This is a genomic window from Aeromonas sp. HMWF016 (assembly GCF_963878195.1).
Classification (GTDB): domain Bacteria; phylum Pseudomonadota; class Gammaproteobacteria; order Enterobacterales; family Aeromonadaceae; genus Aeromonas; species Aeromonas lacus.
Genome location: NZ_CAWNWX010000058.1, coordinates 1 through 15495, shown reverse-complemented (window position 1 = coordinate 15495; position 15495 = coordinate 1). Strand labels below are relative to the sequence as shown.

The 15495-nt window shown below is 61.1% G+C and carries 11 protein-coding genes and 1 rRNA gene; 4 read left to right on the top strand and 8 right to left on the bottom strand.

The genetic code is table 11. The features are described from left to right. From recB to AACS24_RS08465, 5 genes are all read right to left on the bottom strand, one after another. A partial coding sequence (gene recB, locus AACS24_RS08485) for an exodeoxyribonuclease V subunit beta (protein ID WP_108570624.1) occupies positions 1-2468 on the bottom strand: 2468 nt, incomplete at its 3' end. Then, positions 2468-5821, bottom strand: coding sequence for an exodeoxyribonuclease V subunit gamma (gene recC / locus AACS24_RS08480; RefSeq protein ID WP_108570623.1), 3354 nt, complete (start codon positions 5819-5821; stop codon positions 2468-2470). The genes recC and recB, both read right to left, overlap by 1 nt. A gap of 244 nt (positions 5822-6065) precedes the next feature. Then, a complete protein-coding gene (locus tag AACS24_RS08475) occupies positions 6066-6458 on the bottom strand; it encodes a DoxX family protein (protein ID WP_108570622.1) in 393 nt (130 codons plus the stop codon). Between the two features lie 39 nt (positions 6459-6497). Further along, entirely contained in the window at positions 6498-7184 is a 687-nt protein-coding gene (locus AACS24_RS08470; protein WP_108570621.1) for a pirin family protein, read from the bottom strand. Positions 7185-7214: 30 nt separating this feature from the next. Further along, positions 7215-7547, bottom strand: a complete 333-nt coding sequence (locus AACS24_RS08465) for a hypothetical protein (RefSeq protein WP_041210051.1) — start codon at positions 7545-7547, stop codon at positions 7215-7217. A gap of 258 nt (positions 7548-7805) precedes the next feature. Here AACS24_RS08465 and AACS24_RS08460 point away from each other — a divergent pair, with 258 nt between their 5' ends. Further along, positions 7806-8723: a LysR family transcriptional regulator gene (locus tag AACS24_RS08460; protein WP_108570620.1), complete on the top strand. Its 918-nt coding sequence runs from the start codon at positions 7806-7808 to the stop codon at positions 8721-8723. Positions 8724-8818: 95 nt separating this feature from the next. Here the strand turns inward: AACS24_RS08460 and AACS24_RS08455 are convergent, their stop codons facing one another. Beyond that, positions 8819-9166: a hypothetical protein gene (locus AACS24_RS08455; RefSeq protein ID WP_108570619.1), complete on the bottom strand. Its 348-nt coding sequence runs from the start codon at positions 9164-9166 to the stop codon at positions 8819-8821. Between the two features lie 198 nt (positions 9167-9364). Here AACS24_RS08455 and AACS24_RS08450 point away from each other — a divergent pair, with 198 nt between their 5' ends. The 3 genes from AACS24_RS08450 (at position 9365) to AACS24_RS08440 (ending at position 13034) form a co-directional block, all read left to right on the top strand. Further along, positions 9365-10087 carry a response regulator gene (locus AACS24_RS08450; RefSeq protein WP_108570618.1) on the top strand — a complete coding sequence of 241 codons (723 nt, stop codon included), beginning with the start codon at positions 9365-9367 and terminating at the stop codon, positions 10085-10087. A gap of 33 nt (positions 10088-10120) precedes the next feature. Then, positions 10121-11482: an ATP-binding protein gene (locus AACS24_RS08445; RefSeq protein WP_108570617.1), complete on the top strand. Its 1362-nt coding sequence runs from the start codon at positions 10121-10123 to the stop codon at positions 11480-11482. 139 nt (positions 11483-11621) lie between these two features. Beyond that, complete coding sequence (locus tag AACS24_RS08440) at positions 11622-13034, top strand: transporter substrate-binding domain-containing diguanylate cyclase (RefSeq protein ID WP_108570616.1); 1413 nt, start codon at positions 11622-11624, stop codon at positions 13032-13034. A gap of 45 nt (positions 13035-13079) precedes the next feature. Here AACS24_RS08440 and AACS24_RS08435 read toward each other — a convergent pair whose 3' ends face one another. Together AACS24_RS08435 and rrf are read right to left on the bottom strand one after the other, a co-directional pair. Continuing rightward, positions 13080-15032 carry a ligand-gated channel protein gene (locus AACS24_RS08435; RefSeq protein WP_181364152.1) on the bottom strand — a complete coding sequence of 651 codons (1953 nt, stop codon included), beginning with the start codon at positions 15030-15032 and terminating at the stop codon, positions 13080-13082. A 378-nt stretch (positions 15033-15410) separates the two neighbouring features. Further along, a 5S ribosomal RNA gene (gene rrf / locus AACS24_RS21885) occupies positions 15411-15495 on the bottom strand; the annotation flags it as partial.

The window sequence follows — 15495 nt, the reverse complement described above, 5'->3', positions numbered from 1 at the left end:
GCCCGCACCGGTGCCAGCCCCAGCCAGGTGGCGTAGACGCCCCGGGTCAGCGCCACATAGAGCAGCCGCAGATCTTCGGCAAGGCGCTCGCGGTCAGCCTCCGCCAGGGAGCCCTCGGCGCCGGTCAGATCGAGAATGGTGCGATTGCCCGCCTCGTCCGCCTCGTGATAAAGCGGGGTCTCGGCGGTTCTGTGGCTGCAGATGAAAGGCAGGAATACCAGCGGGTACTCCAGCCCCTTGGATTTGTGGATGGTGACGATCTGCACCAGCTTGCGCTCGGACTCTAAACGCAGAACCTGCTCAGCATCCTGCCCGTTGGGGCGACTCACCGCCTCTCCCAGCCAGCGCAGCAGGGCATACTCCCCGTCCAGCTCGCTGCTCACCTGTTGCAGCAGCTCGCCAAGATGGAGGAAGTTGGTCAGCCGCCGCTCGCCATAGGGGCTCGCCAAAAGCGAAGAGGCGAGATTGCGCCGGTGCAGCAGGGCCCGCAGCATGGCCAGCACGCCACGGCGGTGCCAGATCTTGCGGTACTCCATAAACTCCTGCACCGCGCTCTCCCACGCCCGCTCGTCACTGGCCAGCCCATCGAGCGCCTTGGCATCCAGATCAAACAACCCGGTGGCGAGCGCCGCCCGCAGGCTGCGCTCCTCGCTCGGGTTCTGGCAGGCGTGCAGAATAAGCAGTATCTCCCGCGCCTCCACCTGCTCCAGCACGCTCTCGCGGTTCGACAGGTAGACGGAGGCGATGGCAAGCCGCGCCAGCTCCTGCTGCACCAGCTTGCCCTCGGCGCCGGTGCGCACCAGCACGGCGATATCTCCGGCCTTCACCGCCTTGTCACCGATCAGCGCCTTGCCCTCGCGGGCCAGGGTCAGCAGGCGGTGGATCTCGGCGGCGGTGGCGCGGGCCATCTTGCTCTGGTAATCCCCCCGGTTGAAGGTCAGCTGGCCGCTCAGCTGCCAGCAGTGGAGCACTGGGGCAGTGGCGCCATCGAGCAGCAGCGCCTTGCTCTTGCCCTGCGCCTCCACCGGCAGGAAGGGGATATCCGCTTCGTAGATAAAGGGATCCTTGGCCCGCTCGAACAGGCCGTTGACCGCCCCCACCAGCGCACTGCTGGAGCGCCAGTTGCGCCCGAGGGTGTAGTGGGCGCTCACATTTCGCCGCGCCTGAATGTAGGTAAAGATGTCGGCGCCGCGAAAGCCGTAGATGGCCTGCTTGGGGTCACCGATCATCAATAGCGCCGTGTCTGTGTGACCGCCGTAAAGCCGATGGAAGATGCGGTACTGCTGGGGATCGGTATCCTGAAATTCGTCGATCATCGCCACCCGGTAGGTGGCGCGAATCCGCTCGCAGAGCCGCTCGCCAAGGCTTGAGCCAAGCGCTCCGTCGAGATCTTTGAGCAGGTCATCGAACGAGAGCTGATGGGCTTGGCGCTTGCTGGCCTGCATCCGGCTGCGCACCACCTTGGCCGCCCGTTGCAGGATGAGATCCCGAATACCGGGGCGGCTGGCCAGAAGCTCGTCTATCTGACTGAACAGCGGCAGGGTCGGCACAGCGCCCCCCTTCTTGAGGTTCTCCTCCAGCACCGTCTGGCCAAAGCGTTCCAGCTCCTTGGGAATGGCGTAACCACTGCTCTCGTCCTGCGCCCAGTCGCCAATCTTGGCAAGCCAGCCTTCGTAGTTCTTGCCGGTGTAGCGGCTGATCTGGCCATCGGTCTGGCGGCGGATCTCGTCCCCTTGCGCCAGCCATTCACTCTTCACCGCCGCGATGCGACTCATGGCCGCCTGATGGCGGGCGGCGAGGGTCTCATCCCCCAGCGCGGGGTGGATCTCCAGCTCGCTGTTGTCGAGCCAGCCATTCATCTCCCGCAGCAGGGCGGCGGGGCTCGACCAGAGCGCGCGCACCGCGCTGGCGAGGGTTTTATCCACCGGATAGAACTCGGCGCGCCAGTAGTCGCTCACCGCCTGCAGCCTGAGCTGGCTGTCGTCGGTGAGAAATTCGGTTTCAAAGAGGGCACCCGACTCGAAGGCGTTCTGCTTGAGCATCCGCTGGCAGAAGCCGTGGATGGTAAAGACCGCCGCCTCGTCCATCTGCCGCTCGGCGGCCAGCAGACGACGGGCCGCCAGCTCGTGATCGTCCACCTCTTCCAACAACTGGGCCAGCAGGGTGTCACTGCTATGGCCGCGCATAAAGGCGAGACGCGCCTCGTGGATGCGACCGCGGATCCGTCCCCGCAGTTCGGCGGTGGCCGCTTCGGTAAAGGTCACCACCAGAATTTCGGTCACCGAGAGCGGTCGCTCGTGGGCGCTCAGCTGACCGGCATCGGCGCCCTCTTCAATCAGCGGGCCGTGGCCCAGCAGCAGGCGCAGGTAGAGGCCGGCGATGGTGTAGGTCTTGCCGGTTCCGGCGGAGGCTTCGATCAGTCGTTCACCATGGAGGGGAAAACGCAATGTATTGAGCGGGTTAGCCATTATTTCAGCTCCTCCAGGGTCTTGAGCAGCGGGGTCAGGTGTTCGCGGGCCAGCGCCTGCAACTGCCCCAGCACCTCGTCATCGAGTTCGGGGAAGCAGCGGGCGACGTAAGGATCTTGCCCCTCCCCATTGATCATCCAGCCGCCGTTGAAACGGGTGAGGGCCGCCTTGTCGGCCGCCTCCGGCTTGTCGGGATCCTTCTCGATCGCCTTGAGCCAATCCCATGCGGTGTTGGGGAAAAACGGCAGCGGCCGCTTCATCCCCTGCGCCCAGCATGCCACCAGCGCCGCCAGCTTGGGCCGCGCCTCCTCGGCAGCGAGCTTGGCTAACCGCAGACTCTGTTTGGCATCGAACAGCAGGGTGTCGCCGGGGGCGCAGCTCAATGAGAGGCAGAGGTGCTGGATCCAGCCCAGCAGCAGATCCTTGCCGTTGAAGCTGCCGGGTTTGACCACCAGCAAGCGCCCCTTCTGGGTGTCGATCCACCCTTGCAGCTGGCCCTGAGTCAGGGAGATATCGATCTCCACCGCCTGCTTTTCTGCCTCATTGGCAGCAACCCATGGCCGCAGCCGATCCGCCAGCTTGCCCATCTCGGCATCCAGATCGTCCAGCAGCAGGCTGCCGAACCACCCTTGCGGCAGCAGGCCGGTGAGCTGCAACCGCTCGCGACGCTCGGTACTATCTCCTTCCGCCAGATGGGCATCGAGCAGCAGATCTTTCAGCTGATAATGTTGCAGGCCATCCAGCTCGAACGGCTCGCTGTCCTCGATGTTGGCTTCGTTCAGTTCAAACCACACCTTGAGGCGGCGGTTGAGGAAATATTTGGTGGGCTGGCGATAGAAGCGCAGCAGCTCCGCCAGCTCCAACCCCTGCTCCTTGCCCCATTCGGGCGGGAGAGGCAGCTCGCCGCTCTGGAAGTTGGCCGCGCCGCGCACCGGATTGAGGGCGGGCAGCCAGTCGGCGGCATAGGTAAAGAGGCGCGAACCCGCCTCCGGGTAGAAGTAGTTGCGGCTGTAGGGGGTAAGCGGGTGCGCCACCATCAGATGGTTGAGCAGCCGCTTGCCGGAGGTTTCGTCGTCGAGATCCTCGTCCCCCGCCAGCACAAAGCCTTGCCGCACATAGTCGATCAGCTCCGCCAGCAGCACCGACGGCACCTTGTCGCTGTTGTCCTGCGCGCTGAAGCCCTGATAGCTGATATAGAGCCCCTGCTGGGCACTGAGCAGCGCCTCGAGAAAGAGGTAGCGGTCATCATCGCGGCGGGAGCGATCCCCGCGCCGCGACGCCGCCGCCATCAGATCGAACCCCATGGGAGCCAGGGTGCGTGGGTAGACGCCATCGTTCATGCCGAGCAGGCAGACCTGCTTGAAGGGGATGGAGCGCATCGGCATCAGGGTGCAGAAGTTGACCTGACCGGCGAGGAAGCGCTGGCTGGAGCGGGACTCCCCCAGCACGCTGCCGAAGTAATCCTGCAACAGGTCGGCGGTGATGGGCTGCTCGAAGCGGGCCTCGCCAAGCCGGGTCTGCCACTCGGCCAGTTGGCTGCGAATGAGCTGGAGCTGACGCTCTTCATCTTCGTCGGCCAGATAGAAGCGCTCCAGCAGCGCCAGCAGGCAGGCATTCCACTCGGCCAGCGGCTGCGCCTGTTGCAGCCGGGGCAGGAATTCGGCCAGCGAATCGACAAACCAGGCGAGCTTGCCGAGCGCCAGCCCCTGCTGACCCTCGATATCGGCGTAGGGCAGAATGCCCGCCACCGGCTCGCCATCCCCCATGGCAAAGCCCAGCAGCATGCGGCGCAGGCCGAACAGCCAGCTGTTGCCGGACATGGGCGGCAGATCGAAACGGACGGGGTAGCCGTCATCCAGCCCCCAGCGGATGCCGGTCTCCTGCACCCAGACTCGCAGCTGGTTGAACTCGTCATCATCCAGCTCGAAGCGGCGCAGCACGGCGGGCACCTCGAGAATGGCGAGCAGCTCGCCAGCCCCGAAGCGGGCGTTGGGCAGCCTGAGCAGGGCGAGGAAGCTTTGCAGCAGCGGGCTCTCCTGACTCGCCGCCCGATCCGATACCGCGAAGGGGATCTGACCGCGCGCACCAAATACCGCCTGAATGTAGGGGCCGTAGCTGTTCACATCCGGCATCATCACCACCACATCTTTCGGGGTGAGGGCCGGGTCCTGCTCGAACAGCGCCAGCAGCCGATCGTGCAGCACCTCGAGTTCGCGCATCGGGCCGTGGCAGGCGTGGATCTGCAAGGATCCATCCGCCGGATCAATCGGGCTCTTGTGCTGACTGCTGTCGAGATCGAACTGACCGGCGCCCCGTTCGGCCAGCTCCAGCACATCCTTCTGGATGGCGCGCAGCAGGCTGACATTGCCCCTGGCATCCACCTCGTCGATATCGACGAAGGCCTCGATTTGCGGCACCTCCAGCTCCATCAGCTGATGCAGATAGTCGCGCCCCAGCTTGCCCATGGAGGCGAGCAGCGGGTTGGCGGGGCCTTGCAATGTCTCGATATCGGTGCCGGGTTTGAGCTTGTTCTCCAACCGCGCCAGCGTCTTGCGATCCAGCAGATCCCCCCAGTAGTAGCGGCAGGGGTTGGTGACGAACAGGTGCACCTCCACCTCCGGCCGGCTGCCGAGGGCCAGCAGCGCCTCCACATAGCGCGGCGGCAGCGCCGAGATGCCGAACACAAAGACCCGCTGCGGCAGCTTGCCGGGCAGATCGGCGGTGCGTTCCAGCTCGTGGATAAACTCCTCGTAGAGGTTGGCGCGGTGGTAGCCGCTCGGAGAGAGCGCCAACGTACGGGCCACCAGCTCGCGCCACAGCTCGGGCTGCCAATCCTGACCGCTCACCCCGGCCAGCTCCTGACTCAATCCTTCCCCCTCTTCCCAACGGGCGATCCAGTCCGGCCGGTAAACCAGATACTGGTCAAAGAGATCCGCCACCTTCTGGCAGAGCTGCCACAGCCTGACTTGCTCGGGATCCTTGGCGGGATCCTCGTCCTCTCCGCCGCCCAGATAGGCGGCGAGCGGGGCAAAGGCGGGTCTGTCCAGCAAGGCAGGCAGAATGGTCATCAGCTGCCAGCTCATGGAGCCCTTGTTGTAGGGGCTCTGGCGCGGTACATCCGCCAGCACCCGGGTGAACATCTCCCAGATAAAGCTGGCGGGCAGCGGAAAGTCGATATTGGCGGCAATGCCGAACGCTTTGGCCAGCTCCAGCTTGAGCCACTGGGCCATGCCCGGGCTCTGCACCAGGATCTGCTCCCGATCGAAGGGGTGAGAGAGAGGGGCCTGCCGGATGCGGCTCACCAGCAGCTCTTTGAGCAGATCCAGCTGATTGGAGTGGTAGAGGGTAAACATGAGCAATTCCCGCCTGTGGATGAGAGGGGGCGAGGGAAAAGGCGAGCCATTTCCGTCACTTCACAAGAGAGGGAATTGTCGGGGATCGGGGGATAAGATGCAAAAGGCACTTGTGGCCAGCAGGCGGGCAAACCGCTGAACCATGAGGGGGGCCGCAGATTTGTTCAGCACTATCTCGCTGACAGAAAAAAGCCGGTGCAGTTGCACCGGCCAAAAGGCTTGGAAAACTTAAACTGACTGGCTGTTACCAGTTTTTGCCGAGACGGGCATCCACACTGAATACACCCGCACCAGCCGCCGCCAGCGCCAGGAAACCACCGGCAACGGAGACGTTCTTCATAAACATCAGCATCTGCATCTGTTCGGCAGGCTGGTAGTGGAAAATAAAGGCGGCCATCAGGGTGAAACCGGCCATCAGCACCGACAGGCTGCGGGTAAAGAGACCCAGCATGATGGCGAGGCCACCACCCAGCTCAAGCAGGATCACCAGCGGCAGGATAAAACCCGGCACCCCCATCGCTTCCATATAGCCCTGGGTGCCGGCGTAACCGCCAATCTTGCCCCAACCCGCCATCACGAACATCAGCGCCAGCAGTACACGACCCGCCAGCAGCGCTACATCTTTCATCTTGTCCATTTCATCTTCCTCGTTTGTGTCACATCACCGCTGACTGCTTCAGGGTAGGTCAAATAACAGGGCTTGAGTGGCACTGGTTGCGACCAACTCCCACCGGTATTCATCACGACTGAGTACCCCGTCGCCGGGTCGGGCAGCCAGACCGTTGGCGGTCAGCTCCCCTGAAATCATCTGCAGGTAACCATGTCGGCCAGCCAGTGCCCAGTCGAGCGTTTCGCCCGGGGCCAGCTCCAGCCGCCATACGCGGGCCTGCTGGCGGATCACGAAGGATCCCGCCTCGCCATCCGGTGACGCCACCAGCGTCATACCCGGTCTGGACTCGATCTTCTTCTGCTGATATCCGGGTGGCGTGCCAACTTCATTCGGCTCGATCCAGATCTGCAACAGAGAGAGGGGTTCCGTCTGCGAGGGGTTGTACTCGCTGTGACGGATCCCGCTGCCTGCGCTCATCAGCTGGAAATCCCCTGCCGGGATCTGCTCGACATGGCCGAGGCTGTCCTTGTGCTCTATGCTGCCTTGCAGCACGCAAGTGAGGATCTCCATATTGGCGTGAGGGTGGGTGGCGAATCCGCCACCCGGCGCAACCAGATCCTGATTGATCACCCGCAGTACCGAGTGCCCCATCCACTCCGGGTCGTAGTAGTGACCGAAGGAGAAACTGTGGCGTGCGTCCAGCCAGCCGAAATTGGCCTTGCCTCGCGCCTCTGCGGCTCTCAATTGCATCATGGTGTGCTCCTCATCTATCCGGGGTTCGATTTAGCGATCTTTGCCACCGCCGAGACCGAACGGAATGCGATATTCGCTGCTCTCGCCAGCCAGGCTGACAGTCAGGTTGCCCTGGGTACGACCCGGGATCTTCACCTGCTGGGTGCCCATCAGGTTGGCATGAACCGATGCCAGCAGATCGCCAGACTCGTCGCGCACTTCCAGCATCGGGTTAGCTTTGCCATCCAGCGCTGCGGTGGAGTGCCACTTAACAAACAGCACACCCGGGGTGGCGTTGAAGTCAGCCGGTACGGCGGCGTGGGCGAAACCTGTGGTCATCAGGCCTGCAACGGCCAGCATCTTGATTACGTTTTTCATGTTCATTCACTCTCTTGTTTTATATGTCATTGCCAAGGCCAGCTCGGCCAGAATCAATGCATCCATGCAAGAGGTCATTCAAATAGTGTGTTGTTCTTTCACCGACATCAGACATGCCGATTTGGCCTGTCACAGTGCGGAACTTCCCGCATATTTGGCCGCCAGACGTTCCTGCCTAAGCGATGATTGAATATTAAAGGTGCTTGGCTTAACTTGTTAGCGAGATAATCTGGCGAACATATTCAAAAAAATTGAAGGTGAAAAATGGCCAAGGAGTCGAACAAGGAACGCGCACTCACCCTGGAAGCGATCCGGGTGCTGGATGCCATCGACCGCCGTGGCAGCTTCGCGGCGGCGGCAGACGAGCTGGGCAAGGTGCCCTCGGCATTGAGCTATACGGTACAAAAGCTGGAAGACGAACTGGATGCCATGCTGTTCGACCGCAGCGGCCACCGCACCAAGTTCACCCCGGCGGGGCGCATGCTGCTGGAACGCGGGCGGGTGCTGCTGGAGGCAGCCGAGCATCTGGTGGGCGAGACCCGGGCGCTGGCCCGCGGCTGGGAAACCGACATCACCATCGCCGTCGATGCGCTGGTGCCCTTGCAGGCGCTCTACCCGCTGGTAGATCGACTGGCCGAGCAGACCGATACCCGGCTCAGACTGCGCGCCGAAGTGCTGGCGGGCAGCTGGGAGTGTCTGGAGGATGGCCGCGCTGACCTGCTCATCTCCTCCCTCAACCCGGATATAGTCATGACCGGCATCAAGCATCAGGTGCTGAAAGAGGAGGTGATGCTCTATGTCGCCCACCCCGACCACCCTCTCCATCAGGAGCCGGAGCCCCTCGCCGACGAGACCCTGCGCCGCTATCGCGCCATCGCCGTCGCCGATACCGCCCTGCGCAAGCCGGTGCTCACCTACCGCCTGCTCGACAAGCAGCCGCGCCTCACCGTCAGCACCATGGCGGAGAAGCGCGATGCCCTGCTGGCCGGGCTCGGCATCGGCACAATGCCGCAGAGCTGGATTGAGGAGGATATCAAGACCGGTCGGCTCAAGGTGATCAGCCCCGAGTACCGCCATCAGCTGCAGGTCGTGCTGGCCTGGCGCCGCGACACCATGGGCAAGGCCAAAAGCTGGCTGGTGCGTGAGATCCCCAGGCTGTTTCAAAATAGTGGCAGCGAATAAGCGTCGTTTTGCCAGTGCCATTTGCCATAACAAAAAGAGAGGGGGAGCAACATGCTCCCCCTCTCTCATCTCCAGCACACCTTGTCAGGTATGGCTTACTGGTTCGCTTCGGCAAACTTCTTCATCGCCTCGGCGTGTTTAGTCATACCGTCGGCACGCTCGTTGAGGTTCTTGATGAACTCTGCCTTCTTGGCCGGATCCTGAATGCGATCATAGCGTTGCTTCAGGTTGGCTTCGATCTGTTCCGGGGTCATGTTCTGCAGGCGTGCCATCTTGTCGTGACGGCCACCGTGGTGTTTACCGCCCATCATGCCGCCATCCATCGGGCAATCCACCATGGCACCGGGATCTGGAGCCGGGGCAGTTTGCGTGGCGGCATAGGCGCCCAGCGGCAGGCCAAGGATCAGGGTGGCGGTCATCAAAGTTTTGGTCAGCTTTTTCATGGTCTATCTCCTGTCGGATGATTCGGGTTCGGCTCTCTCGCCTTGCCCTCAAGTAAACACCCGACCGGTGTCTGAACTTTGCCAGCATCGCCCTTTTTTGTAGCAGAGTGTGGCATCAGGCGGATCTGGCACACTTTGACACAAACCGCGCAGCGTATTTTCGTATACTCGTGCCAACGCCAAGCAGGGGAGGTATTCATGAATCAGGGCAACACCCATATTCTGGTGGTCGACGACCACAGCGAGATCCGCGATCTCTTGAAGCGCTTTCTGGAACAGCACGGCCTGCGGGTCAGCTGCGCCCGGGATGGCAAGGAGATGAAACGACTGCTGGAGGAGCGGGAGTTCGATCTGCTGGTACTGGATCTGATGATGCCGGGCGAGGACGGTCTGACCCTCTGCCGCGAACTGCGTGCCAAATCGAGCCTGCCCATCATCATGCTCACCGCCATGGGGGAAGAGACCGACCGTATCATAGGGCTGGAGATGGGAGCCGATGACTATCTGGCCAAACCCTTCAACCCACGCGAGCTGCTGGCCCGCATCAAGGCGGTGATGCGCCGCACCCAGGCGGATAACCAACCCGCTGCCGAGACCCTGACCCGGGATCTTCGCTTCGATCGCTGGCTGCTCGATATCAACCGCCGCGAGCTGGTCGATGAGGATGGGGTGGGTCTGAGCCTCTCCACTGCCGAGTTCGATCTGCTCAAGGTATTTCTCGAACGCCCGCAGCGGGTGCTGAGCCGGGATCAACTGCTGGATCTGGCCCGCGGCCGCGAGGCGGTGGCCTTCGATCGCGCCATCGATACCCTGGTGAGCCGACTGCGCCGCAAGCTGGAGCGGGATCCCAAGAATCCGGAACTGATCAAGACCATCTGGGGTGGCGGTTATATGTTCTCGGCCGATGTGACGCAGGTATAAGTGGTGAATGCACTGAAACGGCTATGGGCACGGATGTGGCCCAAGGGGCTGACCGGCCAGATCATTCTGGTGGCGCTGGCGGGCTTGATCCTGATCCAGCTGCTCAGCATTCAGATCTACCGCTCGGATCGGGAGGAGGCACTCGGCTTCGTCAACAGCCGCAACGCCATGCAGCGGATCATCTCGGTGGTACGGCTGCTCTCCCTTTCTCCCCCGTCTCTCTATGACGAGATCCTCAAGGCGAGCCGCAGCGAAACCCTGCTGCTGCGAATTGAAGGCGAGCCGATGCAGCCCGATAACCGCAGCCCCCGCTTCGAGCAGCTGGTACGATCGCGCCTTGGCTATCCCCCCGCGCTTACTATCGAGATCAGTGCCGAACTGAAAGAGGATGCCCAGCGCAGCAAGGCCTGGGAGCACCATGCTCGCATGATGCGGGATCGCAAGGGGCCACCACCGCCGCGAGACATGCGGCTCTACGGATCCATCGAACTGCCACAGGGTGGCTGGCTGCAGTTCAGCTCGCTGGTCGACAAGGAGGCCGGCAGCTGGTCATGGCAAACCACCTTCAACCTGATGCTGGTAGCCAGTCTGGTGATCGGGCTGATGGTGCTGCTGTTTCGTCGCGCCACCCGCCCCCTCAAGCAACTGGCAGGCAACGCCGAACGACTGGGGCGCGGAGAGGATATCGAGCCCTTGAAAGAGGAGGGGCCGACCGAGATCCGCGAATCGATTCAGGCCTTCAACCGGATGCATACCCGGCTTGATCGCTTCGTGCAGGACAGAACCCGGATGCTGGCCGCCATCTCCCACGATTTGCGCACCCCCATCACCAGCCTGCGCCTGCGCAGCGAGTTTCTGGCAGATGGCGAGGACAAGGATCGCATCCAGCAGACCCTGCAACAGATGGAGCAGATGCTGGCCGCCACCCTCAGCTTTGCCCGCGAAGAGGGGCAACAGGAGGCAACGCGGGAACTGGATCTGGTCAGCCTGCTGGTCAGTCTGTGTGATGACTATGCCGATACCGGCCAGCCGGTCACCTGTCTGGCGGAAGGGAAAGAGGTCTACGCCTGCCGCGCCAACACCCTGCGCCGGGTACTGCAGAACCTGATCGGCAACGCCATCAAATACGCCGGCAGTGCCGAGGTCTCGCTGGAGCGAACTCGCAGCGAGCTGCTGATCCGGGTCTGCGACCACGGCCCGGGGATCGATCCGGCGCGACTGGAGGATGTGTTCAAGCCGTTCGTGCGGCTCGACGAGGCACGAAATACCGAGTCTGGCAGCGTGGGGCTCGGCCTCTCCATCGCCCGCACCCTGGTACATCAGCACGGCGGTGAGCTCACCCTGCTCAACCGGCCGGAGGGCGGACTGGAGGCAAAAATCAGCCTGCCGCTGTAAGCCGTCACGGTATGAGTCCTGCTCGTTACGGCAATGCTGCCATCATGTAAACTTCATCGCCAGATCGCTTGTTCTTCCTCGTTGAAGGCAGTAATAATCGGCGTCTACAGACAGCGGCTGGCAATGGATTGGAGCAGGGATGGCTTCTTCTCGGATTGGACAAGCGTTCAGGGCAGGGTGTAGTTTTCTGCTGCTCATTATTGCCCTGCACGCCTCGGGAAAAGAGCCTGAAAAGCCCCTCGTCATCACCAACTCCAAGGCGTGGCAGCCCTTCTCCTATATCAATGAGTCGGGCCAGCCAGATGGCCTGCTGATCGACCTCTGGCGCGAATATGCTCGCGTCACCGGCCAGAAGATCGAGTTCCGGCTGGTCGACTGGCAGCACTCCCTCGATCTGCTGCACGAAGGGAAGGCTGATGTGCATGCCGGTCTGCTCTGGTCACCGGAGCGGGACAAGCTGTTCGACTATGGCCAGCCCCTCGCCCAGCTCGACTCCCAGCTCTTCTTCTCCAACGAGCTGCGCGGCACCGATGTCCACTACTACCTGCTACATGAGACCGTCGGCGTCGTCGCTGGCGGTTATGAAGAGTACTACGCCAAGCGCTACTTCCCCGGCACCAAACTGCAGACCTTCGATGACAACGACACCCTGCTGGCAGCGGCCTTTCGGGGCGATATAAAGGCCTTTATCGCCGATCTGCAGGTCGCCAACTTCTACATCTATACCTCGGCAGATCCGACCCGCTTCATTCCGGTGCGCCACCTCTATACCGACCAGATCCGCTTTGCCGTCAAGAAAGGGGATCTCGCCCTGCTTGCCAAGCTCGAAGAGGGATTCGCCAGGATCAAGGAGAGCGACCGGGAGCGGATTATCCGCAAATGGATGCATGTCGAGACCGTCTACCCCATCCATCTCGGCCCCTGGCTACTGCTGGCGGCGGGCCTCGTCATGGTGGCCTATATCGTGCAGCTGCGCCGGGCTGTCGCCAATCGAACGGCAGAACTGAGCCGGGCCAATGCCCGGCTCGAAAAGCTGGCCAGCACAGATCCGCTGACGGGTCTCCTCAACCGGCGTGCCTTTATCCCGTCACTGGAGCAGCAACTGACCAGCGGCGCACCCTGCGCTCTGCTGCTGTTCGACGTGGATCACTTCAAGGAGACCAACGATAAATTCGGCCACAACGTGGGCGACAAGCTGCTGGAAAAACTGGCCGAGAGCATAGCCGTCATCTTGCCGGAGCAGAGTCTGTTTGCACGCATTGGTGGTGAGGAATTTTGCGTCCTGCTGCCGAGCGATAACCTGCAGGCGAGCGGGTTGTGGGCGGCATGCCTCTGTCAGGAAGCCAATAAAGAGCGGCTGGAGACTACTCTGGGTGAGGTCACCCTCTCCATCAGCACAGGAGCAGTCTGGATTTCAGCCGGGGAGAGTATCGACACCGACCAGCTGCTGCGACAGGCAGACCAGCTGATGTATCAAGCCAAAGCCAATGGTCGCAACACCTGGCAGGCGGCACCATATCAGGTAACTGCCAACCCGATGGATGCTCAATAAAAACGGCCGCCATCGGATGATGGCGGCCGTGTTGCATTATGTCTGTCAGAAGTTGTAGGTGACACCCAGATTGTAACGGCGACCATCCAGCACTGTGCCATAGCTGCTGTAATCCACCGTCTTGTCGAACAGGTTGTAGACCCCGGCGGTCAGATCGAGATGCTTGTTGGCCTTGTAGACCAACCCCATGTCAAAGAAGGTATAGGAGGGCGTTCCCTCCGCCATCTTGACCCGGCTCAGGTACTCGGAAGTCTCGCCACGGAAGTTGACTCGCGACCAGAGGTTGAGATCCTCGGTGGTCTGCCAGTCTACGCTGCCGTTGAGCATATGACGGGGCATCTGGTTGAGGGCATGACCCGCCAGCAGGCCGCTCTTCTGCTCGGACTGGGTAAAGGTATAGCTGCCGCTGACCGACCACTCGTCGTTAATCGCCCAATCCATCATGCTCTCTACGCCACGCATGTTCGCCTTGTCGACGTTGACCCGATCGCTGATGAAGTCATAGCTGTGGCCATTGAGAGTACAGGCCGGATCGCTCTTGCTGGTGCAGCGACGTACTTCGGAGATCTTGTTCTTGAAGTCGGTGTTGAACAGGGTCACCCCGGCATTGAAGCCCTGATGGCCATTCCACAGCAAGCCAATCTCTTCACTCACGCTGGTCTCGGGTTTGAGATCCGGGTTACCGACCAGCATGCCATCCAGGCTGCCACCACCGGTGACCTGGCCCCAGTTGGCCGCCGACATCCGCAAGTCCGGCGAGCGATAACCGGTCGACACGCCCCCTTTCAGGGTCCAGCTATCATCCAGATGCCAGACACCGTAGAGGCGCGGGCTCCAGTGAGAGCCGTAGTTCTGATCCCGATCCATGCGGGCGCCCCCTGTCAGGGCAAAGCTGTCAGTAAGTGACCACTCATCCTCGACAAACATCGCCCAGCTCCAGCGGGTCAGCTGTGTGGCCGGGTTGGCCACTTTCAGGTTATTGCCCTGATCGTGCAGATCCTCATAGCGGTACTGCCCACCGACGCTCAGGTAGTGATCCCCCAGAATGAACTGGGTGTGGGTATCGGCGATGGTGTTGGTGAGCTCCATCTTGCGGCCGGGGTTGGTGTTGGTCTCCTGCTGCAGATAGCTGCTGGAAGAGCCGAAATCATACTGGCCATCATGAGTCAGCGCATAGTTGGTGCGCTCGTAGCGGTTAAGGCTATCTTTCGCCTTGGCATCAAGCGAATTGCCTGCCGTGCGATCCCGATCCTGCAAGCTGCGACTGGCTTCCAGATCGAAGCGGTTGTGCTCGTCAGGCTTGAAGCTGAGCACAGCTGTACCGCTGCGGGTCTCCTGTTCGGCAAAGCCTTGGGTAAACTTATCCTCGCCACGATGGGCCAGCTGACCATTGAAGCGCAGCCCCAACACCCCATCGATCAGTGAGCCTGCGGTATAGGCATCGGTCTGGAAGCTATTACCGGCATCCTTGTTCTCCTGGAAGGTCGAATCAGCGTGAACCGAGCCCTGCCAGGCCAGACCGGTGGTCTTACGGGTAATCACGTTAATCACGCCGCCCATGGCATCTGAACCATAACGGGATGACATGGGGCCACGGACGACCTCAATCCGCTCGATTGCCTGCAGCGGCGGTAGCCAGCCTTGCTCGATACCGGGGCCGTCGCTATTGGGACGAGTACCGCGACTATCCACCTTTTTGCCATCAACCAGCATCAGGGTGTATTTCGAGCCCATACCGCGAATGCTGATATCACTGCTGCTGCCACCACCGGTCACCACCACACCGGGGACATCTTTCAGTGCATCAGTCACATCACGATAGGCGCGCTTCTCCAACTGCTCGCGAGTAATGACGGAGATAGAAGCTGCAGAATCCTCGATTTTTTGCTGAAAACCCGAGGCGGTGACAACCATCACTTCCTGTTCGGAAGCGACGGCGTGAATAGAGAGAAGAGAACCGATCAGCAAGGCAAGCTTGCTTGGTTGTATTGTTGTCATGATTTGGCCTGAACGTTTCAAGTAGGAAAGTGGCGTATTCCCTTACTTCACTCGTTACAAGACCCGGCCTCCTGCCGGGAACGGTGATTAATAAATGCTTATTTGAAAAGCAACTTATTAATCGGTCTGGATTGTAACGACCAGGACAAGATCAATCAAACAATAATCATTATCATTTGACTGATGACAGTTAAACCCGCTCAGACGCGAAGCGTGAGGCAAGATGATTTATAACGTCATGATTTTTAATGATAAGTTTACTTATAGGAGAGATTGGTAGGAGCAGGTTGCAAACCAGTGCTGATAACAACAAATCAGACGCCTGGATTTCAGGCAATAAAAAACCCCGCTCGATGAGCGGGGTTTCTTGTATTGGGTGCCTGGCAGTGTCCTACTCTCGCATGGCGAATGCCACACTACCATCGGCGCTACCGCGTTTCACTTCTGAGTTCGGCATGGGTTC

Coding starts and splice junctions, on each gene's coding strand:
- recC (WP_108570623.1), bottom strand. CDS start 5,821: ATGTTTACCCTCTACCACTCCAATCAGCTGGATCTGCTCAAAGAGCTG.
- AACS24_RS08475 (WP_108570622.1), bottom strand. CDS start 6,458: ATGGACAAGATGAAAGATGTAGCGCTGCTGGCGGGTCGTGTACTGCTG.
- AACS24_RS08470 (WP_108570621.1), bottom strand. CDS start 7,184: ATGATGCAATTGAGAGCCGCAGAGGCGCGAGGCAAGGCCAATTTCGGC.
- AACS24_RS08465 (WP_041210051.1), bottom strand. CDS start 7,547: ATGAACATGAAAAACGTAATCAAGATGCTGGCCGTTGCAGGCCTGATG.
- AACS24_RS08460 (WP_108570620.1), top strand. CDS start 7,806: ATGGCCAAGGAGTCGAACAAGGAACGCGCACTCACCCTGGAAGCGATC.
- AACS24_RS08455 (WP_108570619.1), bottom strand. CDS start 9,166: ATGAAAAAGCTGACCAAAACTTTGATGACCGCCACCCTGATCCTTGGC.
- AACS24_RS08450 (WP_108570618.1), top strand. CDS start 9,365: ATGAATCAGGGCAACACCCATATTCTGGTGGTCGACGACCACAGCGAG.
- AACS24_RS08445 (WP_108570617.1), top strand. CDS start 10,121: ATGTGGCCCAAGGGGCTGACCGGCCAGATCATTCTGGTGGCGCTGGCG.
- AACS24_RS08440 (WP_108570616.1), top strand. CDS start 11,622: ATGGCTTCTTCTCGGATTGGACAAGCGTTCAGGGCAGGGTGTAGTTTT.
- AACS24_RS08435 (WP_181364152.1), bottom strand. CDS start 15,032: ATGACAACAATACAACCAAGCAAGCTTGCCTTGCTGATCGGTTCTCTT.